General features: G+C 60.1%; 16 protein-coding genes. 5 read left to right on the top strand and 11 right to left on the bottom strand.

Annotation, left to right across the window (positions count from 1 at the left end):
* Window positions 1–82: 82 nt before the first annotated feature.
* The gene (locus ACMYUN_RS09945; RefSeq protein WP_076565944.1) at window positions 83–1051 is read right to left on the bottom strand and encodes a LysR family transcriptional regulator; all 969 of its coding nucleotides are present in this window, start codon (window positions 1049–1051) and stop codon (window positions 83–85) included.
* A gap of 276 nt (window positions 1052–1327) precedes the next feature.
* On the opposite strand from ACMYUN_RS09945, the gene ACMYUN_RS09940 reads away from it, so the two are divergent.
* The 4 genes from ACMYUN_RS09940 to ACMYUN_RS09925 all read left to right on the top strand — a co-directional run bounded on the left by ACMYUN_RS09940 (window position 1328) and on the right by ACMYUN_RS09925 (window position 6325).
* Window positions 1328–2827 (top strand): efflux transporter outer membrane subunit, encoded by a 1500-nt coding sequence (locus tag ACMYUN_RS09940; protein ID WP_415763596.1) that lies wholly within the window; start codon window positions 1328–1330, stop codon window positions 2825–2827.
* A gap of 238 nt (window positions 2828–3065) precedes the next feature.
* Window positions 3066–5258 carry an FUSC family protein gene (locus tag ACMYUN_RS09935; protein ID WP_415763595.1) on the top strand — a complete coding sequence of 731 codons (2193 nt, stop codon included), beginning with the start codon at window positions 3066–3068 and terminating at the stop codon, window positions 5256–5258.
* A complete protein-coding gene (locus tag ACMYUN_RS09930) occupies window positions 5248–5448 on the top strand; it encodes a DUF1656 domain-containing protein (protein WP_016771611.1) in 201 nt (66 codons plus the stop codon). Before ACMYUN_RS09935 ends, ACMYUN_RS09930 begins: the two co-directional genes overlap by 11 nt.
* Window positions 5449–5458: 10 nt before the next feature.
* Window positions 5459–6325, top strand: coding sequence for an efflux RND transporter periplasmic adaptor subunit (locus ACMYUN_RS09925; protein ID WP_415763594.1), 867 nt, complete (start codon window positions 5459–5461; stop codon window positions 6323–6325).
* A 235-nt stretch (window positions 6326–6560) separates the two neighbouring features.
* On the opposite strand, the gene ACMYUN_RS09920 is transcribed toward ACMYUN_RS09925, so the two are convergent.
* The 3 genes from ACMYUN_RS09920 to ACMYUN_RS09910 form a co-directional block, all read right to left on the bottom strand.
* Window positions 6561–7838: a hypothetical protein gene (locus tag ACMYUN_RS09920; RefSeq protein ID WP_415763593.1), complete on the bottom strand. Its 1278-nt coding sequence runs from the start codon at window positions 7836–7838 to the stop codon at window positions 6561–6563.
* A gap of 212 nt (window positions 7839–8050) precedes the next feature.
* Window positions 8051–8875, bottom strand: coding sequence for an SDR family oxidoreductase (locus tag ACMYUN_RS09915; RefSeq protein ID WP_415763592.1), 825 nt, complete (start codon window positions 8873–8875; stop codon window positions 8051–8053).
* 35 nt (window positions 8876–8910) lie between these two features.
* A complete protein-coding gene (locus ACMYUN_RS09910) occupies window positions 8911–9375 on the bottom strand; it encodes a hypothetical protein (RefSeq protein WP_039759243.1) in 465 nt (154 codons plus the stop codon).
* A gap of 169 nt (window positions 9376–9544) precedes the next feature.
* Between ACMYUN_RS09910 and ACMYUN_RS09905 the strand changes: the two genes are divergently transcribed.
* Window positions 9545–12283: an RHS repeat domain-containing protein gene (locus tag ACMYUN_RS09905; RefSeq protein WP_415763591.1), complete on the top strand. Its 2739-nt coding sequence runs from the start codon at window positions 9545–9547 to the stop codon at window positions 12281–12283.
* 80 nt (window positions 12284–12363) lie between these two features.
* Here the strand turns inward: ACMYUN_RS09905 and ACMYUN_RS09900 are convergent, their stop codons facing one another.
* From ACMYUN_RS09900 to algG, 7 genes are all read right to left on the bottom strand, one after another.
* Window positions 12364–13815: a mannose-1-phosphate guanylyltransferase/mannose-6-phosphate isomerase gene (locus ACMYUN_RS09900; RefSeq protein WP_039759241.1), complete on the bottom strand. Its 1452-nt coding sequence runs from the start codon at window positions 13813–13815 to the stop codon at window positions 12364–12366.
* A 102-nt stretch (window positions 13816–13917) separates the two neighbouring features.
* Window positions 13918–14574 (bottom strand): alginate O-acetyltransferase AlgF, encoded by a 657-nt coding sequence (locus ACMYUN_RS09895; RefSeq protein ID WP_016771605.1) that lies wholly within the window; start codon window positions 14572–14574, stop codon window positions 13918–13920.
* 14 nt (window positions 14575–14588) lie between these two features.
* On the bottom strand, window positions 14589–15761 hold the full coding sequence (locus ACMYUN_RS09890) for an alginate O-acetyltransferase (RefSeq protein WP_016771604.1): 1173 nt from the start codon (window positions 15759–15761) through the stop codon (window positions 14589–14591).
* Window positions 15762–15771: 10 nt separating this feature from the next.
* A complete protein-coding gene (locus ACMYUN_RS09885; RefSeq protein ID WP_415763590.1) occupies window positions 15772–17337 on the bottom strand; it encodes an MBOAT family O-acyltransferase in 1566 nt (521 codons plus the stop codon).
* A 211-nt stretch (window positions 17338–17548) separates the two neighbouring features.
* Window positions 17549–18673 carry a mannuronate-specific alginate lyase gene (locus ACMYUN_RS09880; protein WP_024011675.1) on the bottom strand — a complete coding sequence of 375 codons (1125 nt, stop codon included), beginning with the start codon at window positions 18671–18673 and terminating at the stop codon, window positions 17549–17551.
* Between the two features lie 8 nt (window positions 18674–18681).
* On the bottom strand, window positions 18682–20148 hold the full coding sequence (locus tag ACMYUN_RS09875; protein WP_415763589.1) for an alginate O-acetyltransferase: 1467 nt from the start codon (window positions 20146–20148) through the stop codon (window positions 18682–18684).
* 11 nt (window positions 20149–20159) lie between these two features.
* Window positions 20160–21731: a mannuronan 5-epimerase AlgG gene (gene algG / locus ACMYUN_RS09870; RefSeq protein ID WP_415763588.1), complete on the bottom strand. Its 1572-nt coding sequence runs from the start codon at window positions 21729–21731 to the stop codon at window positions 20160–20162.
* Between the last annotated feature and the right edge of the window lies 1 nt (window position 21732).

Raw genomic sequence — 21732 nt, 5'->3', positions numbered from 1 at the left:
CGCCGATTAGTGCTATCGCAACGACGTTGCATTGGGAATTCCGCGTCATCGGAACGCGGAACTCCCTCCGGGTCTTTGAAAGTCAGGTCGCAACGCGGACGCCAGCCAGACTCCCGCTCAACTCATACGCAACCAGTTCCGCCTGATGCGCCGCCAATATCTCCGGCAACGATCCGCGCAAATATTCCACCCAGGTTTTGATCTTGGCATCCAGGTACTGCCGCGACGGGTAGATCGCGTAGAGGTTGAGTTCCTGTGAGCGGTAGTTCGGCATGACCCGCACCAGAGTGCCGTTGCGCAGGCCTTCGATGGCGGCGTAGACCGGCAGCACGCCGACGCCCATGCCGCTGGTGATGGCGGTTTTCATGGCGTCGGCGGAGTTCACCAGGAACGGTGAGCTGTTGATGGTGACCGTTTCCTGGCCGTCCGGGCCGTCGAAGGCCCATTTTTCCAAGGGGATCACCGGGCTGACCAGGCGCAGGCAGGCGTGGTTGAGCAGGTCGCTGGGTTTCTGCGCGGCGCCGTTGGCTTTTACGTAGGCCGGCGAGGCGCAGACGATGCTGTAGGTGATGCCCAGGCGCTGCGAGACGAAGCCGGAATCGGGCAGTTCGCTGGCCAGCACGATGGACACGTCGTAGCCCTCGTCGAGCAGGTCCGGCACGCGGTTGGCCAGGGTCAGGTCGAAGGTCACGTCGGGGTGGGTCTTGCGGTAGCGGGCGATGGCGTCGATGACGAAGTGCTGGCCGATGCCGGTCATGGTGTGCACTTTCAACTGGCCGGCCGGGCGCGCGTGGGCGTCGCTGGCTTCCGCTTCGGCTTCTTCGACGTAGGCCAGAATTTGTTCGCAGCGCAGCAGGTAGCGTTTGCCGGCCTCGGTCAGGGCGATGCGCCGGGTGGTGCGATTGAGCAGACGCGTTTGCAGATGGGCTTCGAGGTTGGAGACCGCGCGCGAGACGTTGGCAGTGGTGGTGTCGAGTTGCACGGCGGCGGCGGTGAAACTGCCCGCTTCGGCAACACAACTGAAGGCGCGCATGTTTTGCAAAGTGTCCATGGGGTGCTCTCAAGGGAGATGGCAAATTGTGACACGAAGTTTCAGGGGCTGAGACCCCCGACCAAGGGATTATCTCGTTAACCGTAACAAAGATTCACAGAAATCCCAGCTTATCGCCGCAGAGGCAGCTCCATAGAATTGCGCCGATCCTGTGCCGGCGCTGCCGAAGGCTGCGGTCTTTTGATTTTGTTTTAAGGGAAGCAAGATCAAAAAATCGCAGCCTGCGGCAGCTCCTACACGGTCCTCGATCTATCCCTCTCTCAGGAATTCGCAGCTGTGCCGCGTCGCATCAACAGAGCGCTTTTGCCGCTCAGTGTTCTGGCTTTAACCCTGGCTCTCGGCGGCTGCATCTCAACCCAAGGCATTGCCCCTCACGGCGAGACGCTCGCGGCTGATTCACTGGCCACCGACGCGGCCATTGCCGAGGCTGCCAAAGATGCCCACTGGCCCAGCGCCCAATGGTGGCAGGCGTTTGGTGACGCGCAACTTAATCGCTGGATCGACCTCGCCGTGCAAGGCAGCCCGAGCATGGCCATGGCCGCTGCGCGGGTGCGTCAGGCCAAGGCCATGGCCGGTGTTGCCGAAGCGGCCGAGGCGTTGCAGATCAATGGCGAGTCGACCCTCAAGCGCCACAACTGGCCGACCGATCAGTTCTACGGCCCCGGCGATCTGGCCAACACCACCACGTGGGACAACAACGCCGCGCTCGGCTTCAGCTACGCCCTCGATCTCTGGGGCCGCGAGCGCAATGCCAGTGAGCGGGCGGTTGATCTGGCGCATGTGAGCGTGGCCGAGGCGCGACTGGCACAGCTGGAACTGCAGAACAACATCGTCCGCGCCTACATCGAACTGTCGCTGCATTACGCCCAGCGCGACATCGTCGCGGCGACGCTCCAGCAGCAACAGCAGATTCTCGATCTGGCGCAGAAGCGCTTGAACGGCGGGATCGGCACGCACTTCGAAGTCAGCCAGGCCGAAACGCCACTGCCGGAGACCCATCGCCAACTCGATGCGCTGGACGAGGAAATCGCCCTGAGCCGCAACCAGATCGCCGCGCTCGCCGGCAAAGGTCCGGGGGCGGGCGCGCAGTTGCAGCGCCCGACATTGTCCCTCGGTGCTGCGCTGAAACTGCCATCGGCATTGCCCGCCGACTTGCTCGGCCAGCGGCCCGATGTGGTCGCCAGTCGCTGGCAAGTGGCGGCGCAGGCGCGTGGCATCGATGTCGCCCATGGCGGCTTTTATCCTAATGTCGATCTGGTCGGCAGCCTCGGCTATATGGCCACTGGCGGCGGGGCGCTGGAGTTTCTGACCGGCAAGAAACTCAACTACAACGTCGGCCCGGCGATCTCGTTGCCGATCTTCGATGGCGGCCGCCTGCGGGGCGAATTGGGCGAGGCGGCGGCCGGTTATGACGTCGCCGTGGCGCACTACAACCAAACCCTGATCAACGCACTGAAGAACATTTCCGATCAGTTGATCCGCCGCGAGTCGATGGACAAGCAGCAGGAATTCGCTGCCGAATCCGTGGCCGCAGCGCAGAAGACTTACGACATCGCGATGATCGCCTACCAACGCGGCCTCACCGATTACCTCAACGTGCTGAATGCGCAGACGTTGCTGTTCAAACAGCAGCAAGTGCAGCAGCAGGTGCAGGCGGCGCGATTGAGTGCGCATGCCGAGCTGGTGACTGCCTTGGGGGGCGGCCTCGGTGCCGGTGATGACGTGCCGACAGCCGAGCAGACGCAAGCCCCGAAAACCCCGGCGCTGCTGCGTTGAACTCTAAATCTCTATTGGGAATTTCCTCCTTTGGAGTTGACCCCAAACCCTGTGGCGAGGGGATTTATCCCCGTTCGGCGGCGCAGCCGTCGCAAAGCCAGTGCACGCGGTGTGACTGTGGGAATCGGGTCGTAGTTTTTGGGGCCGCTTCGCAGCCCAACGGGGATAAATCCCCTCACCACAGGTTTTGCAGTGACCACAGAAAACTCTTCAGTTCTCGAACATTGAGCAGGATTTAATGACTCCCTTGCCCGCACCGTTGCGCTGGCTCCACTCCCTGGAATGGCGTCGCGGTTTTTTCGACTGGGCACGCAGCGATGGCGTGACCTGGGTGTATATCTTCAAGGTGTTGCTCGCCGCGTTTCTCACCCTGTGGCTGGCGATGCGTCTGGAACTTCCGCAACCGCGTACGGCGATGATCACGGTGTTTATCGTCATGCAGCCGCAAAGCGGTCAGGTGTTCGCCAAGAGTTTCTATCGCTTGCTCGGCACGCTGGCCGGGTCGGCGATGATGGTCACGCTGATCGCTTTGTTTGCGCAGAACACCGAATTGTTTCTCGGCTCGCTGGCGATCTGGGTCGGCATCTGCTCGGCCGGTGCCGCGCGTTGCCGCAATTTTCGCGCGTATGGTTTTGTGCTCGCCGGTTACACCGCAGCGATGGTCGGTCTGCCGGCGCTGGCGCACCCGGACGGCGCCTTTATGGCGGCGGTGTGGCGGGTGTTGGAAATTTCGCTGGGGATTCTCTGTTCGACGCTGATCAGCGCGGCGATTCTGCCGCAGACCGCCAGTGCGGCGATGCGCAACGCCTTGTATCAGCGCTTCGGCGTGTTCGCGCTGTTTGTCACTGACGGCCTGCGCGGGCGCAGCAAAGCCGAGGCGTTCGAAGCCAGCAACGTGCGCTTCATTGCCGAAGCCGTGGGCCTGGAAGGACTGCGCAGCGTGACCGTGTTCGAAGACCCGCACATGCGCCGGCGCAACGGCCGGCTAAGTCGTTTGAACAGTGAGTTCATGGGCATCACCACGCGCTTCAACGCCTTGCATCAGTTGCTTGAACGCCTGCGCGGCAATGGCGAAGAGCATGTCGTGGCAGCGATCAAACCGGGCTTGCAGGACCTCGCCGAAGTGCTCGACGGCTTCAGCGGTCGCGCGCTGACCAGCCCCGATGCGGCACGTTTGGCGACCGCGTTGGCCACCTACAAGGAAGGTCTGCCGGCACGTGTCCGAACCCTGCGCGGGATCTTTCAGGACACTGCTCCGAGCGAAGCCGAACAACTGGATTTCCACACCGCCTACGAATTGCTCTACCGCTTCGTCGATGACCTGCACAGCTATGCACAGACCCACGCGTCCCTGGCCGAGCACCGCCACGAACGCGAGCGCTGGGACGAGCCCTTCACCCCGCAAACCAACTGGTGGGCCGCAGCCGCGTCGGGAATTCGTGCCTCGTTCATCCTGATTGTGTTGGGCAGTTATTGGGTCGCCACCGCGTGGCCGAGCGGGGCGACCATGACCCTGATCGCCGCCGCCACCGTCGGCCTTTCCGCGGCGACACCGAACCCCAAACGCATGGCCTTTCAAATGGCCTGCGGCACGTTTCTCGGTGCGCTGATAGGCTTCGTCGAGATGTTTTTCATCTTCCCGTTGATCGACGGTTTCCCCTTGCTCTGCGTGATGCTCGCGCCGGTGATCGTGCTCGGTTCGTTCCTCGCTTCACGACCGCAATACGCCGGTGTCGGCCTCGGGTTGTTGATCTTTTTCAGCACCGGTTCAGTGCCGGACAACCTCACGATTTACAACCCCTACACCTTCATCAACGACTACATCGCCATGGTCATGGGCATGCTCGTGTGTGCGGCGGCGGGGGCGATCATTCTGCCGCCGAACAGTCGCTGGCTGTGGCAGCGCCTGGAGCAGGACTTGCGTGGCCAAGTGGTCTACGCGATCAGCGGCAAACTCAAGGGCCTGGCCTCGCGTTTCGAGAGCCGTACCCGCGATCTGCTGCATCAGGCCTATGGCCTCGCAGCAGGGCAACCGAAAGTGCAGAAGAGTCTGCTGCGCTGGATGTTCGTGGTGCTCGAAGTCGGCCACGCGATCATCGAATTGCGCAAGGAACAGGCGATCCTGCCGGTGCACCCGGCGTATGCCGAATCGCAGCCGTGGCGCCAGGCAATCCGCGTGATGGGGCGCGCGTTGGTACGCCTGTTTTTGCAGCCGAACGCGAGCAATCTCGAACGCGCACTGGTAGCCGTCGATCACGCGATCAGCCGCGTCGCCGCCACCGATGAGCCGTTCGCGCCGCACTTCGACACCTCGGCGTTGCGGCGGGTGAAAAGCTACCTGCACTTCATCCGCACCTCGCTGCTCGACCCGCAATCACCCCTCGCCCAATTCGCTTCTGCCCGGCCCGAAGGACTCGCCCATGCCTCGTGAAATCGCCTTCCACGGCGTGTACATGCCGACCATGACCCTGATGTTTTTCATTGCTGCGGGACTGGCCTGGGCAGTTGACCGCTTCCTCTCGGGGTTCGACCTGTACCGTTTTTTCTGGCACCCGGCGCTGCTGCGTCTGAGCCTGTTTACCTGTCTGTTCGGCGCCATGGCGCTGACTGTCTACCGTTGAGAACATCTTGATGAAAAAGTTTTTCAGCCTGCTCGCGACCCTGCTGGTGTTGGCCCTGGCGCTGTGGATCGGCCGCACGCTGTGGGAGCACTACATGAACACGCCGTGGACCCGCGATGGTCGCGTGCGTGCCGATATCATCAACGTCGCCGCCGACGTCACCGGCGAAGTGGTCGAAGTGCCGGTGCGTGACAACCAGTTGGTGAAGAAGGGCGATCTGCTGATGCGCATCGATCCTGAGCACTACCGCATCGCGGTCAAGCAGGCGCAGTCACTGGTGGCTTCGCGCAAGTCGACCTGGGAGATGCGCAAGGTCAACGCCCATCGCCGCGCCGACCTCGACAATCTGGTGATCTCCAAGGAAAACCGCGACGACGCCAGTAACATCGCCGACGCCGCGCTGGCCGATTACCAACACGCCCAGGCGCAGCTGGAAGCCGCCGAACTCAACCTCAAACGCACTGAAGTCCGCGCCGCGGTGGACGGCTACGTGACCAACCTCAACGTGCATCGTGGCGACTACGCACGCATCGGTGAGGCGAAGATGGCCGTGGTCGACATGAACTCGTTCTGGGTCTACGGCTTCTTCGAGGAGACCAAATTGCCGCACGTCAAAGTGGGTGACAAAGCCGATATGCAATTGATGAGCGGCGAGGTGCTCAAGGGCCATGTCGAAAGTATTTCGCGCGGCATCTACGACCGCGACAACCCGGAAAGCCGCGAGCTGATTGCGGATGTGAATCCTACGTTCAACTGGGTGCGGTTGGCTCAGCGGGTGCCGGTAAGGATTCGCATTGATGAGGTGCCGGCGGGGGTGTTGCTGGCGGCGGGGATTACTTGCACGGTGGTGGTGAAGCAGGACCTGGCAGACAATTGATCGACCAGGTCGCCCCTGAACCGGGCGACGCGGTGATGCTTCCAGCTACTGGGAAATGTTGTAGCGATACAGACAACCCAGAGGATTTTTCTGGATTGATGTTCAGGACAACAATCAGTTTGTCTCGATACTGCTGAAAATGAAACTTCGAGAGCGTCTACAAATTCACTTAGACATCAACAGAGTGCCTGAGGCCGTTCTGTTGGTGACGTGGCTTCTTGTATGACTTAGTGAGTCAGGCTCGATAATGACGAAATAAAATTCCTCGGGGGCCGCCTACTCCAGGCGCGGTAAAATTACACAGTAATCGGTCGGATGAATAGCGCAGGAGTGCGCTAGCCCGTCCTGACGAGGGCTCCTGTACAACGCCTTCGTTGCCAAAAGCTGTATTAAGTTTGCCGTCAAGTTTGAATAAGGCGAGTGTAAAAAGTTGCTCCCCTCCTGCTACATAAATGTCATCCCCTTGGGTGACGACGGCATCCCAGCCCAAAGTGTGGTCTGGGCTAACTGCACACTCAAGCGCCTCCCCATTATGGAATGCCATATCGTTCTCACCTCGTTGGTCAAAACCAACTAGTAATCCGAGAGCCTCAGAACCGCCCAGATTACCAGTGCTACCTGCTGCCAGGAATTTACCGGTGCTGCGCTCAGTGACGGCATTTAGTTCGATTCCACGGCGTTCATCAGTGAATAGCCGGAAGCCAGGGATAGCCGGGTCTTTTCCAAAAAGCGGGTTGAACGAGCCGGTGGGATTCAACATGACTAGTAACCCGATGTTGAACGTTGATGTTTTTGGGCGCGCGTAGCCTGATACGAGAATATTGCCATTATCGAGAATGCACACATCCGTCAAGTCTATGGCTGCATCATCAGGTAATTTTATATCAACGATTCCGTTGGAGCCGAAGGATTTATCAGGTTCGCCACTGGCATCAAACTTCATCAGGTAACCTGTACGGATTCGAGAGGGGCCGGTTGCCCCTGAAGTTCCGATAAGCACACTGCCGTCTTTCAGTGTTCGGATGAAATGATACTTTGCGAAGAAAACGCGATCGTTGATTATGTTTTCTACGATGATCTGCCCGTTAGTTCCAAAGTCCTTGTTTCGCTTACCCTTCTCGTCGATGCACAAGATCGCAATTTGGGCATCTAGAGAGCTTGGTGATTTTGACGATCCGAACATATAAATGCGCTCATCCTTCAGCGCAAAGCTGCCACCGTAAGCAGGTAAGTCTGGAGCAAAGAGTTCTGTGAGGAAACCTTCTTCGCCAAAGCTTTTATCAACATTTCCGGAAGAGTCCAGTTTTGCGATGGAGAAGTGATGAGTGTCAGTGAGTACCACCGAGGATGAAACCAACATACTTTCATCGGGAAGTATCAAGGTTCCTGAGACCCAAAGGTCTGGAAAAATATGAGCTGTAAATACGTCTTTGGCGTACAGTCGGCCATTTTTTCTCGGACCCCAACTTTCATCAGGGTTACCCGGAGCATTCTTCCGTTTTTCATTGTCCATTGTCTATCACCTTTATCCGCTGATTGCCGGACTCTAACCGGGAATAGCTCGCAGGAAAGCCCGACTAAACTCCTACATAGACGACTTTATGCCGATTAGAGCGTGGCCGTAACTGTCAGCTTTGACAGTTGACAGAAGTGAGTGGCGGGTCTCGCAGGGCTCGGCATAACCGAGAGTTACGGACTGGCTCGGGACGTTAGATGGATGCGAATCTAAAGCTGCCCATGCAACCCAAACCGCTTCATCAACGTCGATTCCAGCAATCCCTTCGGCAGCAACGCCGCCAACAACGGCAACGCCCGGCTGCCGTTACCGATGCGGATCAACCGTGGCGGCTTGCTCTGCTGCACAGCCTTAAGCAATTCAGCGGCAAACTCACTGGCCGGCGTCGGCTTGTCCTGCGACGCCTTGGCCCGTGCGCGAATGCCCTCACGTAGCGGAAACCACGGCGATTGCTCGTTGATCAACTGCTCGGCTTCATGCCCGGCGTTCTTCGCGAAGCTTGATTCGATCGCGCCGGGCTGAACCTCCATCACGCGGATGCCGAACGGTGCCAGTTCCATGCGCAAGGCATCGCTCAAGGCATGTACCGCCGCTTTCGACGCGCAGTAGGCGCCGGCAAACGGCGTGACTAAAACACCCGACACACTGCCGATATTCACCACCAGCCCCTTGGCCTGACGCACCAGCGGAAACAACGCGCGGGTGACGCCGACAATCGCAAATACGTTGGTTTCGAACTGACGCTGCATCGCCTGAACGCCGCCGTCGAGCAGCGGCCCCATGGCGCCATAACCGGCATTGTTGATCAATACGTCGAGGCCGCCATGTTGCTGGCCCAGACGTTCGGCGAGTTGTTCCAGCGCGACGCCATCGTTGACGTCCAGCTGAATCGCGGTGAAACCGGCGGCGCTGAGCGCGCTGACGTCTTCAGCCCTGCGCGCACTGGCCCAGACTTCGTATCCGGCCGCTTTGAAAGCATCGGCGAGGGCGCGGCCGATGCCGCTGGAACAACCGGTGATCAACGCAACGGGCATGGCGCATTCCTTATGCAAAAAATCGGGGAAGGGGATCAGTCGGAGAAACTACCCTGCAAATGCTCGGCGCGAAACTCCAGCGTTTGCGGGCGATAGCCGGGGCGCAGCGGCGGCAGCGGCAGGCAGTCTTCCCAAGTCGCGCCGGCCTGCAGTTCGCCGGGGCCGCGATAGCGTGGGGCGGTGTATTGGTTGTCGGCCAGATTGACCGTATCGCCCGGCGCGTATGCGGCGATGCGCCAGCGCAGTTCGGTCAGCGGCACATTGTTGCCGTTGTTCATTTTCAATTGAAGGGGTCGGTCGGCCGGACATTGTTCGGGGGCATAGGCAATGCGCAGTTCCAGGCGCGCCAGTTGCTTGATCTCGCGGTTGTCCAGCCACACCACCCACATCGCCACAAGGCCCAGGCCGATGGCTGCGGCCACCGACACCGGCAAGGCCTTGGCCGGATAGCGCAACAGCAGGATCAGCCAGGTGATGACCAGCAGGATGCCAATGAACATGCGCGAGTGCTCCATGGAGGATTGAAGTCCATCCTACCGAACGCCTCGCACGATGGGTATTGGTGAGAAGCGCCAGCCTACCGTCGGTCGGGACTGTAATTTCTGACAGTGGCCACGGGGGCTTGCGCTTGCTCAGATGGGCAGATGCTTACACGGACGTTGACTGATCATGGGTATCCACAGCAAAACGCCGACGCTTGCCGTGAACGATCCGCGCGGTCTGGCCGTCCTCACAGTCAATTACTGGCGCACCGATGCATCGTTGGCAAGCGAGCCCCGGATCGAGCGAACGCTGCGCGACGTTGCCGGGCGTGCGGTCAGACAATGGGATGCTCGACTCTGGGCGCTGCAAGCGATTGATCCGCAAACGCCTGCCTCTCTGTCATCGGTGTACTCCCTGGACGACAGCGTACTGCGCTCGGACAGCACTGATGCAGGCATTCAGGTCCGGTTGCCGGGTTTGGCGGGTGAGACGCTGTTCAGTTGGGACAGCCGTGGCGCACGTCGCGAGGACCAGTACGATAATTTGCTGCGCCCGGTTGCCGTGTTCGAACAGGGCACTGGCCTGCCCCGGCGGTGCACCGAGCGTTTTGCCTATGGCGTCCCCGGGGCGGGCGACGCGTGGCGCAATCAGCTCGGTCAATTGATCCGACATGACGATCCGGCCGGCAGCGTGCTGTTTGAGCAATTCGCAATCACTGGCCAGTGCAGCGAAAGCATTCGCCAATTCACGCTTGAGTCAGCGGCCCCGGATTGGCCGCAGGGCTTGGGTGATCGGCAGAAACTGCTCGAATCCGCAGCCGGGGCAACCACGCAGTGGCGCTATGGCCCGCTCGGAACCGTGCTCGAACAGTTCGATGCTGCTGGCAACCTGCAGGTGTTCGCACTGACACTCGACGGGCGGTTAGGCGGGGTGGGTCTGAGGCTGAGGTTTCAGACCCAGGACTATCCCGTCGTCAGCGATATTCGCTACAACGCCGACGGCCAGGTCATTCGGGAACTGGCGGGCAACGGCGTTTCGACCACGCTGAGCTACCGTCCCGAGGACGGCCGTCTGCTCACCCGCCATGCTCAGGATCAATACGGCAAAGTCTGGCAACGCCTACTGTATGCCTATGACGCGATGGGCAATGTACTGAGCATCGAAGACCAGGCATTGTCCGTGCGCTGGTTCGCCAACCAGCGCATCGAGCCAGTCAGTCGCTACCGCTATGACAGTCTTTACCAACTGATCCATGCGACTGGCTGGGAGGCCGGCGCCGCTGGTGGCGGGCCGATCGCTGTCGGTAACTACAGCCAAAGCTATCGCTATGACGCCGGGGGCAATTTGCTTGAGCTGACTCACACTGGCCAACAGAGTCCAGGTCATCAACTGCAGGCCGCGCGCCACAGTAATCATTGCCTGCCGTGGCGCGACGGTAAGCCGCCCTCTGAGGCAGAGATCGCTGAAGCTTTCGATCCGCGGGGTAATCTGTTGTTGCTGGATCAAGGACGCCCGTTGCAGTGGAATCTGCGTAATCAGCTGGACTCGGTCGTGGTCGTGCAACGCGAATCAGGCGCCGATGATCGCGAAAGCTATCTCTACGACGGCGGCGGTCAACGTGTCCGTAAAACCAGGTCAGCCCAGACCAACGCGCGCAATCTGTTCGCCGATATACGCTATCTGCCCGCGCTGGAGTTGCGCATGGACACCGGCACTGCGCGGAGCTTGCAGGTGGTCAGCGTGCAGACCGGACTCAACAGCGTTCGCGTTCTGCACTGGGAAAGCCCGCCACCGACGGGCACCAACGATATCTACCGATACAGTTTCAGTGATCATCTGGGGTCGCTCAGTCTTGAGATGGACGCAGATGCGCGACTGATCAGCCGTGAATATTTCTATCCGTTCGGTGCGACGGCGTGGGCCGATGAGCCCGACGTCAGTTACAAGACCGCGCGCTATTCGGGAAAGGAACGTGATGCCACGGGGCTTTACTCCTTTGGGTTTCGCTATTACGTGCCGTGGCTGCAACGCTGGTTGAATACCGATCCTGGCGGGGCGATCGACGGCCATAATCGCTATCGCGCGATGCGCAATAACCCAATGACTTACACGGACAGCGACGGGCGCAAGCCCGACAAGCATGCACCCGATCGGGTGTACCACGATCTTGCCGACAAGAAACTGGTCAATCCCGTGCAAGCCGCCGGCATGCAGCCCGTGCGCCGTTACTTCGAGAATGACCCCAATCCCGACGTTCAGGCCTACCGCCGCGAAATACCGGTAGCGCTGGCAGAGCTGGGAGCCCGGGACAACTCCGTGCTCAACACCCATCAGGCACATGTCATTGCCGCCGCCCGGACGCACACCGCACCCCCGTCGGGGGCCGTGCTGTACCACTCCGGTGAATTCGTTTCTTCGACAATGAATCGGGTGTTGGGGGAGGAGACCACCAGCCGGATCATGGGACCCATGTCCGTTGCGTTCAACAGCCCTGTTGAAGAACCGCAAGTACTTGCAGCCAGGCGCGGTGCTGTGGCCAAAAGCTTCCAGATCGGCGGAAATCTGCTGATGCACGCCGCCCACCCTGCCGTTCAGTTGGTTGGCTCTGTAAGTGTGGCAATGGGCAATGCCATGCAGGTTTCCGAGGCTCAGACGCGGATCCAGTACAAAATGCTCAGCACACCCGTCCCCGTACCTCCAGCCGTTTCCCCGAACAGCCCAGCGGTCGACTTGCGCTCCTTCAATCGATCGACCCCGCGCCGGTCATTGTTTCCGGAACCGACCGCAACCCGCACACCGTTGGCGCAGCAGCTGTTTGCCGCGGCGTTTACTCAAGATCCCGTGGCGATGGCACAGGGGATGGAAGGCGAGTCGCTCGAGGAAGATCCAGCATTGGCGAGACGCCGTAATTCAGTTTTCGGCTAGGCGAAAAAAAGCCCCCGCCCAGCCCGCTGCGGATAGGGAACGCAACGGGCTGGACGAGGGCTTCTCGTTTTAGCGAGCGATCACTGCGCGATGGTTTTCACCGACACGCCGCGTTCGATCGGGGTCGAGCGACCGTAGATATCTTCGAAACGCTCGATATCGTCTTCACCCAAGTACGAACCCGACTGCACTTCGATGATTTCCAGCGGGATCTTGCCCGGGTTGCGCAGGCGGTGCACCGAGGCGATCGGGATGTAGGTCGACTGGTTTTCGGTGAGCAGGAACACGTTCTCGTCGCAGGTCACTTCGGCGGTGCCGCTGACCACGATCCAGTGTTCGGCGCGGTGGTGGTGCATCTGCAGCGACAGGCACGCGCCCGGCTTGACCGAGATGTGCTTGACTTGGAAACGCCCGCCCATGTCCACCGAGTCGTACGAGCCCCACGGACGATAGACTTCGCAGTGATTCTGGGTTTCGCTGCGGCCCTGCTCGTTGAGCGTGTTGACCATCTGCTTGACGCCTTGGACCTTGTCCTTGTGGGCAATCATCATCGCGTCTTTGGTTTCGACCACAACGATGTTTTCCAGACCGATCACCGAGACCAGTTTGCCGTTGCCGTGGATCATGCAGTTCTTGCTGTCCTGAATCACCACGTCGCCTTTGCTGACGTTGCCGTTGGCGTCTTTCTCGTTGACTTCCCACAGCGACGACCAGCAGCCGACATCGCTCCAGCCGGCGGTCAGCGGCACCACGCAGGCGCGCTGGGTTTTTTCCATCACCGAGTAGTCGATGGAGTTGTCCGGGCAGCAGGCGAAGGTGGCTTCGTCGAAGGTGACGCTGTCGGCGTCCTGCTGGCTGCGCTCGAGGGTCAGCAGGCAGGTGTCGTAGATGTCCGGATCGTGCTTTTTCAGTTCTTCGAGGAAGCGGCTGGCGCGGAACAGGAACATGCCGCTGTTCCAGTAGTAACCGCCGGATTCGACATACTCGGTGGCGCGCTTGACGTCCGGTTTTTCGACGAAGTGCGAGACGCGGCTGACGCCTTCGGGCAGCAGCGAATCAGCGGTGGATTTGATGTAGCCATAACCGGTTTCCGGTTTGGTTGCCGGCACGCCGAACAGGACCATTTCACCGTTTTCCGCCGCGACGGTGGCCAGAGCCAAGGCGCGTTGCAGGGCTTTTTGGTCTTCCAGCACGTGGTCGGCCGGCAGCACCAGCATCAGTTCGTCGCGACCTTCATTGACCAGCATCATCGCGGTCAGCGCGACGGCCGGCGACGTGTTGCGGCCAAACGGTTCCATCAGGATGCGCTGGCATTCCAGATTGCGTGCGGCCAGTTGCTCGTTGACGATGAAGCGGTGTTCCTTGTTGCAGACCACGATCGGCGTGTCCATGCCTTCGAACACCAGGCGCTCGAGGGTTTGCTGGAACAGGGTGTGTTCGCCGGTCAGGGCGAGGAATTGCTTGGGGAATTGCTTACGCGAAAGAGGCCACAGACGCGAACCGCTACCACCTGACAAGATCACCGGAATCATAATGTTTACTCCATAAAATGCAGTTGAGAGCTGCAAGCTGCAAGTGGTGAGTTAGAAGCACTTCACTTGCAGCTTGAAGCTAGTAGCTGATAGCTCGAGCGATTAGCGAGTCGACACCGGGCGTTTCACCCAGACTGGCGACAGGTTGCTGCCGTTGCCGGTGACGTACAGCACCGCTGCCTCACCACGCTCCAGGGCGACCGGTTTCACGTCGCCGACTTTCTTGTCGCCTTCGTACAGCGCCAGGCTGACTTTCACCGGGTTGATTTCACGTTCGCCACGGCCCTTGGCTGCCACGTTCGGCACCACTTCGGTCTTGCCGTCGGCGGTTTTCAGGGTCAGCGGCTTGTCGCTGAGGTTCTGCACGCGTACCAGGGATTTCTGCTTGTTCTTGAACGGCGGCTCTTCGATCAGTTGTGGCGCGCCGGAAGCGTTGTTGACCAGGGTGTAGTAGTGGTCACCGGCGAGTTTGACCGGCAGGGTCTGGCTGCCGACTTTGGCGCTGTAGTCGCCGCCTGGCATGAAGCTGAAGTCGCTGCTGGCCAGTGGCGCGATGTCGCTCAGGTTGGTGCTGCCGACAGTCGCGCTGACTTCAGCGTTGCTGGCGTTGTAGACACGCACGAAGGTCGAGCCTTTCGGTGCGGTCGGGCCGTACAGCGCGGCGTCGCCGCCGGCAAAGGCTGGGACGGAAAGTACGCTGAGGCCAGCAACCAGTGCGAAGCTTTTAGCGAGACGACGAGGAGTAGTAGTGAAAGTCATGGTGTACCTCTCTTTCAGTTTTGCGCCCGATCGGGCGTCTCGGATTTAGTGTTGATGGCTACGTTTTGTTGGCGGGCGCCGGCTTGTTTGAGCTCTGCGACCCACTGCGGGTCGGCGTCGCCGATTTCGTTGTTCACAGGCAGATATCGTTCAGGAAACTCCCAGATCAGCACTTGTGGCGGGCTGTTCTTGAAGTCATCGCTTTTCAGGTAGCTGAGCATTGGCAGAATCGGGCCGTGGCCGTCTTCGGCGTAGTTGACGACGTCGCTGTGCAGCGCTTGTTTGAGCGCACCGACGAAGTTCCAGTTGGGGTTGGCGCTGTAGCTGGTGCCGATCAGCGCGACCGGTACTTCGCTGTTGGCGAACAGCGCGTCGTCACCGGCAGGTTGCTCGGCGGCCACGGTGTTGCGTTTGAGCAGTGGCTCAGGCGCCGGCATCATGTTTTCGAACAGCGGATCGAGTGGCAGGAACAGACGCAGATCGCCCTTGTGCGTAACCTTCTCCGCTGGCGTGGTGACGAAGCGCTGGGGCTCGCCGCTCAGCGGGAATTTCTCGGCAATGGTTTTCGCCAGCGTGTTGGCGGCGATCTCGGCGCCTTCCGGCGTCCAGTGGGTGTCGGTGCGCAGGAACACTTGCTGACCGTTCTGCTTGGCCTGTTGCAGCGGGCCGAGCAGGTCAGGGGCGAGGATCTTGTCGGCCGCAACACGGGCGTGGAAATCCTGATACAGGTTCTGGTGAATGCTCGAAGGCTTCACTTCATCCAGATGCTCCGGATACAGACGCACCTTGGCCGGCACGATCGCCATCACCAGTTTCACGCCTTTCTCTTTCAGGGTCTGGCGCACGCCTTCGACCAGCGCGTAGTTGCCTTGCAGGTTCTGTTGTTCGTTGACGATCGGGTTGAATTCCTCATCGCTGTACAACCACTGGTCGCGGCCGAGCACGACGCCCGGACGACCTTCGTTGAACAGTTTGAAATCCAGCGCGGCCCAGAGGTTGGTGCCCAGACGCTTGATCGGGAATTCATCGTCGTAGTGGGTTTCCACCGCTTTGGTCCAGCGGCCATTGAGCACCGTCGCGTCGGCGTTGGTGCTGAAGCCGAAGAAGCTGCGAATCGACCACAGGCCCAGGACCAACAGCGTCACCAGGAACAGGGCGATGTAGAAGATGCGTAATGAGCGGGTCATGTCAGATCCCTCAGAACTGGAAGTAAAGGAACGGCGAGAAGCTTTGCGCCGAGAGTTTGAGAATCGAGGCGATGAACAGCAGCAGGATCAGCCCGCGCATCACGTAGCGCGACCAGTCAGCGGTCCAGTAGGCCGGTTGCACCTGGGCTTCGACGCCGACGGTGTAGCCAGGTTCGTGGATGCTCGCTGGATTTTCACCAGGCGCTGCCTTGATCATTCCCGGGGTCGCAGTGGCAGGGCCATCGGCCTTGACGTTGACTTCCGGTTTGGTCTTGGCGGGCGGCTGATTGGTGTACAGATCACGCAGGCCGAAGAACGCCAGGGTCACGTAAGCCACCACCAGGGTCGCCACTTGCAGACCGGTCAGGCTGGCCTGATTGAGTTCCGACAGCGACCAGTCGCCGAAGCTGAACATTGCACCGTACATGCGACCGGCAACGTGCAGGTTCTCGGCACGGAAGATCACCCAGCCCATCACCACCAGCAGGAAGGTCAGTGCCCAGCGGATCGGGTTGAGGCTGCGCGGCGAGGTGTTCAGGCCGAGCATTTTTTCGATCGCCAGCCACATGCCGTGCCAGGCGCCCCAGATGATGTAAGTGATGTTCGCGCCGTGCCACAGACCGCCGAGCAGCATGGTCAGGAACAGGTTGCGATAGGTCATCAGCGTGCCTTTACGATTACCGCCGAGGGTGATGTAGAGATAGTCACGCAGCCAGGTCGACAGGCTGATGTGCCAGCGGCGCCAGAACTCGGTGATCGACTGGCTGATGTACGGCTGCTTGAAGTTTTCCATGAAGCGGAAACCCATCATCAAGCCCAGACCGATGGCCATGTCGCTGTAACCGGAGAAGTCGAAGTACAGCTGCGCGGTGTACGCCAGCGCACCGAGCCAGGCATCGCCCGTGGTCGGGTTCTGCAGGGCGAAGCAATGGTCGGCGACCACGGCGAGGGTGTCGGCGATGAAGACCTTCTTGATGAAACCCTGCATGAACCGCGTGCAGCCCTCGGAGAACTTGTCGAGGGTGTGCGTCCGGTTGTTGAACTGATCAGCGAGGTCACGGAAACGCAGAACCGGGCCGGCAATCAGGTGCGGGAAGATCGCCACGAATGCTGCGAAGTCGATCAGGTTGCGCGTCGCCGGAGTGTCGCCACGGTACACGTCGATGATGTAGCTGATCGATTCGAAGATGTAGAACGAAATACCGATCGGCAGCAGCACATGGGTCAGGATGAACGGTTCAAGACCGAACGAAGTCATGATCGCGTTGATGCTGTCGACGCCGAAGTTGGCGTATTTGAAGTAGCCGAGGATGCACAGGTCCACCGCCACGCCAAGCAACAGCCAGCGCTGCGCCGGTTTGGTTCGCACGCCGGCGGCACCGACTTTCAGGCCGATCCAGTAGTTCCACAGCGTGACCGCTGCGAACAGCGCGAGGAAGTCCACTCGCCACCAGGCGTAGAACACGTAGCTGGCAATCAGCAGCAGCAGGTTGCGATAGCGTTGCCCGCTCAGGTAGTACAAGCCGAGAAAGATCGGCAAGAACAGAAACAGGAACACGTTGGATGAAAATACCATCCCGATCTCTCCATGTTTGAACCAACAGTCAAGGGCCAAAGCCCCCCCAAACCCCCCGTGGTAGTGGAGGGGTGAAACAGTCCTGCGATCGTTCCCACGCTCTGCGTGGGAATGCCTCAATGGACGCTCTGCGTCCGCTTCGGCATGGGACGCGGAGCGTCCCGGGCTGCATTCCCACGCGGAGCGTGGGAACGATCAGCCATCAGTGTTTTCAGGAACCCTTGTTGCCCTTTTCATGCGACGGGTCGTAGACCTTGGTCAGGTCGCCGCCAAGACGGAAGGTCTTGAACGGTTGCATGTCGCGCTTCTTCTCGATCACATCCGGCGCACAGGTGTAGAGCGTGCAGAACGGTTCGAGCCAGGCGAATTTCATGTCCTCTTTCAGGTCGGTCATATCCTGCTTTTTGCCGTTCTTTTCTTCGAACTCATCAGGGTCCTTCACACCGGCCAACACGCGATCACCGAGACGCTTCAGTGCGCCATTGTTTTCCTGACGCAGATCGACACCGTTGACCTGGGCGAAACTGGCGATCATTGCCAGCGGCGGCAGGGCGTAGTTGTGATAGGCGAGGGCGCGTTGCTGGCGCTTGAGTTCGTTGGGCAGGAAACCATCGGCATCGACTTGATTGACGCCGACCTTGTATTCCTTGACGGCCCAGTCGAACAGGTCGCGGCGGTTGGTGGCGACGGCGGTGGCCATCACCGACCAGGCGGCCCAGTACGAGTGGTTGTTGGTTTTTTCCAGCGGCAGGTTGTCCCAGTCGCTGACCACCTGATCGGCCATTTTGCTGAACCAGGCTTCGATCAACTGCGCTTCCTGCTGGTGCTGGGCCAGTGGGTGCGAGTCGGAGAACTTCAGGCGAATGTACGACGAGGCCATGCTGCCCAGCGCCCATTTGCGCATCGACTTGCCGGTGTGGTTGAAGTCTTTCGACATCAACGCGTCAGCCTTGGCCCACGCGGTCAGCCAGTTGAGCGTGCATTCGAGCTGCTCCGGGCGACCGTCGCGCATGAACTGCATAACCCGCTTGGCGGTGCCGCGTTCCAGCGTAGTGATGTCTTTGGTAGTGTCGCGAAAGGCTTTTTCCGACTGCACGTTCAGCGTCGCGCGGGCCTTGTCCGAACCTTCGTATTTGCTGCGAAATTGCAGCGGACCGGTGTACGGCGCTGGCATCGCGTCGCAGCCGTCGCTCTTGTCACCGGTCTTGAATTTATCCACCGGGGCGAAGTAGCCCTGCGGCGGACGCAATGGCGCGGCGGCCTGAGTCGCCCCGGCGAACATCGCCAGGCTCAGGAGTGTCGGTGCCAACAGATTTTTCAGTTTCGGATTTCGCATAGCAGACCTCATTGCCCGAGCTGCGCGGTCTGTTGACCGACGCCCGGGAATACGTTGCGTTTGCAGATTTTCGCTTCGACTTTTTGTGGCGCGGCGCCAGGTCCGGCTTCAGGACCCTGGACTTCAACGGCCAGCAGGTTTTGCGAGGCCCAGTCTTCGTCCGTGCGCAGCTCAAAGGCGAAACGACCGTCGGTGTCGGAGGTTTCCGGTTTCTCGATCTTGATGTCCTCGTGGCGACCGTTCATGTACCAGAGGGTGGCTTGCAGGGTTTTCACCGAGGTGTCGGCGAAGCGGATGTCGACCTGATGGTTGGCGTTTTGCAGGTTCAGGTTCTTGCTGTTGACCAGCAGTTCTTGCTTGCTGCCTGGCTTCAGCGTGGCACTGGCGGACATCTGCGCGTCTTTGCCTTCGCAACCGTTGTCGAGCAGGGCCATCATCTGGCGATAGATGGTTTCCTGGTCGAGGCGATACAGCGGCGAGAATTCCCAGATGAGAATCTTCGGCGGGGTCTTCTGGAATTCTTCGCTGCCCAGGTACTGCAGCATCGAACCTTCGAAACCGCCGCCGGGGAAGGCCACGTTGAGAATGTCGGCGCCGATGGCTTCTTCGAGGAAACCGGCGAAGTTGTAGTTCTTGCCGCTGTGCGACGTACCGACCAGGGTGATCTGCGGATTGCCGGAATCGCCGAACAGGTCGCCGTCGCCGGCCTCGCCTTTCGGCTCGGTGGTGAACTGGTCCATGTACTGGATCGCGTAGCTGGTGCCGCACAGCTGCCCGGCCATGTTGTGCAGCGTGCCGGTCTTGCCCATGCGCCCGGACTTCTTGGTCTCGAATTCACGCTTGGGAATGTCGGCGAAGGCCGGGATCTGCTTGACCTTTTCGGCGACGATTTTCGCCGTGCGCTGGGCACCGTAAGGCGTCCAGTGCTGGTCGCCACGGAAGTAGAAGTCGTGGGCGGGCAGGGTGTCCGGCAGCGATTCGTTGGTCAGTGGTGACAGGTCCGGCACCACATAACCCATCTTGGCGAAACGGCCGAGCATGGTCTTGTAGTTGCCCAGGGCTTTCTCGTAATCGAACGCGGCTTTTTCCTGCGGGTTGAGCTTGTTGCGGTTCACCAGGCCACGGGTCGGCTGGTAGACGATCACCAGCTCAACGCCTTTGCTCTTGAACGCATCGTGCAACTGTTGCAAGCGCTTGTAGCCGGCTGGTGTGGTGTTGAACTCGGTGCGCAGGTCTTCCTGGGTACGGAACAACCAGTCGCCCTGGGCCTGCACCAGCGTGGTGAAGTTCTGCTGATAACGCGTGGTGTAGTTCTTCGCGTCATGGGCCGCCGGGCACAGGTTGCAGCACGGCTCGGCGGTGAACTTCGGTGGCGTGACGCTTGCGCCGTCAGCGTCGGCGCGGGCGTTGCCGGCAGCGAGAATGCCGAGGGTCAGGGCCGAGAGGCTGAGCAGTTTGATCATGTGTGGGTGCATAAAAATTATCCTCAGTCCTGCAATTCGGTCTGGCGTTCGACAGGGTCGATCAGCACGGCTTTCTGCTGGCGCACCAACAGATCGAGAATTTCATCCTGGCGCTCGCCGAGGATGCCGTTGAAGCTGATCCCGCTGGACTTGGTCGGCGCCAGCATCGACACGCGATACAGCTCGACACTCAGCGGCGAGTCGATCGACAGCGGGCCGCTGCCGTTGGCTGCCAGCTCGCCGCCGACGACGATCAGCGAGACCTGCGCGTCGAACGGGTCGAGCTTGATGTCACGGTCGGTGTCGGTCAGGTCCTTGATGTGCCCGTAGATACCGGTCAGGCCGTTGGTCATGGCAACGTTTTCGTAGAGGCGGATGTTCACGCTGTTACGAATCCGGATCCCGTGACGGGTATTGCTGATGACTTTGTTGCCCCACAGCAGGTTGTCGGCGGACTCGTAGAGCGTGATGCCGTCGGTGTGGTTCTTGTAGATCTCGTTGTAGGCAATGATGTTGTTGACGCTGTTACGGTCGATCACCAGGCCCGACAACTTGTTGTCGAAGCTCTTGTTGTTGAAGATGAAGCTGTCGTTGACCTCACGGGAAATGATGATCCCGTGCTTCTTCTTCGTGCCGTGAACGGTGTTCTCGGCAATGATCAGACGGTGCGAACGGTCATGCGGGTCGATGCCGTAGACGATGTTGTCTTTGTAGGTGTTGCCCTTGACCACAAAGTCGCGGGTTTCGTAGCAGTAGAAGCCGTACCACATGTCCGAGAACTCGGAGCCGACGATCCAGCCGGTCGGTTCCGGGCGCTTGAGGACTTTGGCCATGTTCGGCGTGTACTGGGAAATACTTACCCCGTACGACTTACTGTTGGCGTAACCGAAACTGGCCATCTTGCTGTTGACGATGTAGGTCTCGGTGCCGCCCCAGGAGAGCAGGAACGGACGGAATTCCTTCGGCGAACGGAAGGTTGCCGGGCCGTTTTCCTTCTCGCGCCAGCCGGTGACTTTGGTGTCACGCACGAACAGTTTGCCGTCGTTGACCAGGAACGAACCGGCCTCTTGGGACAGGCGCAGTTCCTGGGTCTGACCGTCGATTTCGAGGATGCCTTTCTCGCCGACCACGATCGGCAATTTGGCCAGGTACACGCCCGGAGCGGTCTCGCTGAAATACTGCTTGGGCAGTTTTTTCGCCAGATCCTTGAGGTTCATGTAGCCGTCGTCGATGAAGATGGCCTGCGGGATGCCGTGCTGACGCACCACCCATTCGGCCATCTTGTTATCGCCGCCGATGAAGTCCTTCAGGGCGTTTTCCTGCATCATCCGGCGCACGCTGATCTTGCCCGGCTTGCTGCGCACGATCTTCGCCGCAGCGGCTTCGGCGGTGAAGCCGGACAGGTCGGGCAGTGTCGGCTTGGCCAGTTTCAGCGCGTCGGTCGGCGCGCTGCTGACGGTGTAGGTCTTGGCCTGTTGCAGTTCTTTGGCCACGGTCGCAGGTTTCGCCGGTTCAACATTGGCGAAGGCGCCGGCGCTGGCCAGCAGCATCGCGCCGGCCAGCAGGCTGAGTGAGCCTGTTCTGGTGCTGATCATG

This window comes from Pseudomonas sp. CP4 (assembly GCF_047758505.1).
Taxonomy (GTDB): Bacteria; Pseudomonadota; Gammaproteobacteria; order Pseudomonadales; family Pseudomonadaceae; genus Aquipseudomonas; species Aquipseudomonas fluorescens_AO.
This window is presented reverse-complemented; position numbering and strand designations above follow the sequence as displayed.

Excerpts from the sequence above, each read along its gene's own strand:
- ACMYUN_RS09945 (WP_076565944.1), bottom strand. The coding sequence starts at position 1,051 with ATGGACACTTTGCAAAACATGCGCGCCTTCAGTTGTGTTGCCGAAGCG.
- ACMYUN_RS09935 (WP_415763595.1), top strand. The coding sequence starts at position 3,066 with ATGACTCCCTTGCCCGCACCGTTGCGCTGGCTCCACTCCCTGGAATGG.
- ACMYUN_RS09930 (WP_016771611.1), top strand. The coding sequence starts at position 5,248 with ATGCCTCGTGAAATCGCCTTCCACGGCGTGTACATGCCGACCATGACC.
- ACMYUN_RS09925 (WP_415763594.1), top strand. The coding sequence starts at position 5,459 with ATGAAAAAGTTTTTCAGCCTGCTCGCGACCCTGCTGGTGTTGGCCCTG.
- ACMYUN_RS09920 (WP_415763593.1), bottom strand. The coding sequence starts at position 7,838 with ATGGACAATGAAAAACGGAAGAATGCTCCGGGTAACCCTGATGAAAGT.
- ACMYUN_RS09915 (WP_415763592.1), bottom strand. The coding sequence starts at position 8,875 with ATGCCCGTTGCGTTGATCACCGGTTGTTCCAGCGGCATCGGCCGCGCC.
- ACMYUN_RS09910 (WP_039759243.1), bottom strand. The coding sequence starts at position 9,375 with ATGTTCATTGGCATCCTGCTGGTCATCACCTGGCTGATCCTGCTGTTG.
- ACMYUN_RS09905 (WP_415763591.1), top strand. The coding sequence starts at position 9,545 with ATGGGTATCCACAGCAAAACGCCGACGCTTGCCGTGAACGATCCGCGC.
- ACMYUN_RS09900 (WP_039759241.1), bottom strand. The coding sequence starts at position 13,815 with ATGATTCCGGTGATCTTGTCAGGTGGTAGCGGTTCGCGTCTGTGGCCT.
- ACMYUN_RS09895 (WP_016771605.1), bottom strand. The coding sequence starts at position 14,574 with ATGACTTTCACTACTACTCCTCGTCGTCTCGCTAAAAGCTTCGCACTG.
- ACMYUN_RS09890 (WP_016771604.1), bottom strand. The coding sequence starts at position 15,761 with ATGACCCGCTCATTACGCATCTTCTACATCGCCCTGTTCCTGGTGACG.
- ACMYUN_RS09885 (WP_415763590.1), bottom strand. The coding sequence starts at position 17,337 with ATGGTATTTTCATCCAACGTGTTCCTGTTTCTGTTCTTGCCGATCTTT.
- ACMYUN_RS09880 (WP_024011675.1), bottom strand. The coding sequence starts at position 18,673 with ATGCGAAATCCGAAACTGAAAAATCTGTTGGCACCGACACTCCTGAGC.
- ACMYUN_RS09875 (WP_415763589.1), bottom strand. The coding sequence starts at position 20,148 with ATGCACCCACACATGATCAAACTGCTCAGCCTCTCGGCCCTGACCCTC.
- algG (WP_415763588.1), bottom strand. The coding sequence starts at position 21,731 with ATGATCAGCACCAGAACAGGCTCACTCAGCCTGCTGGCCGGCGCGATG.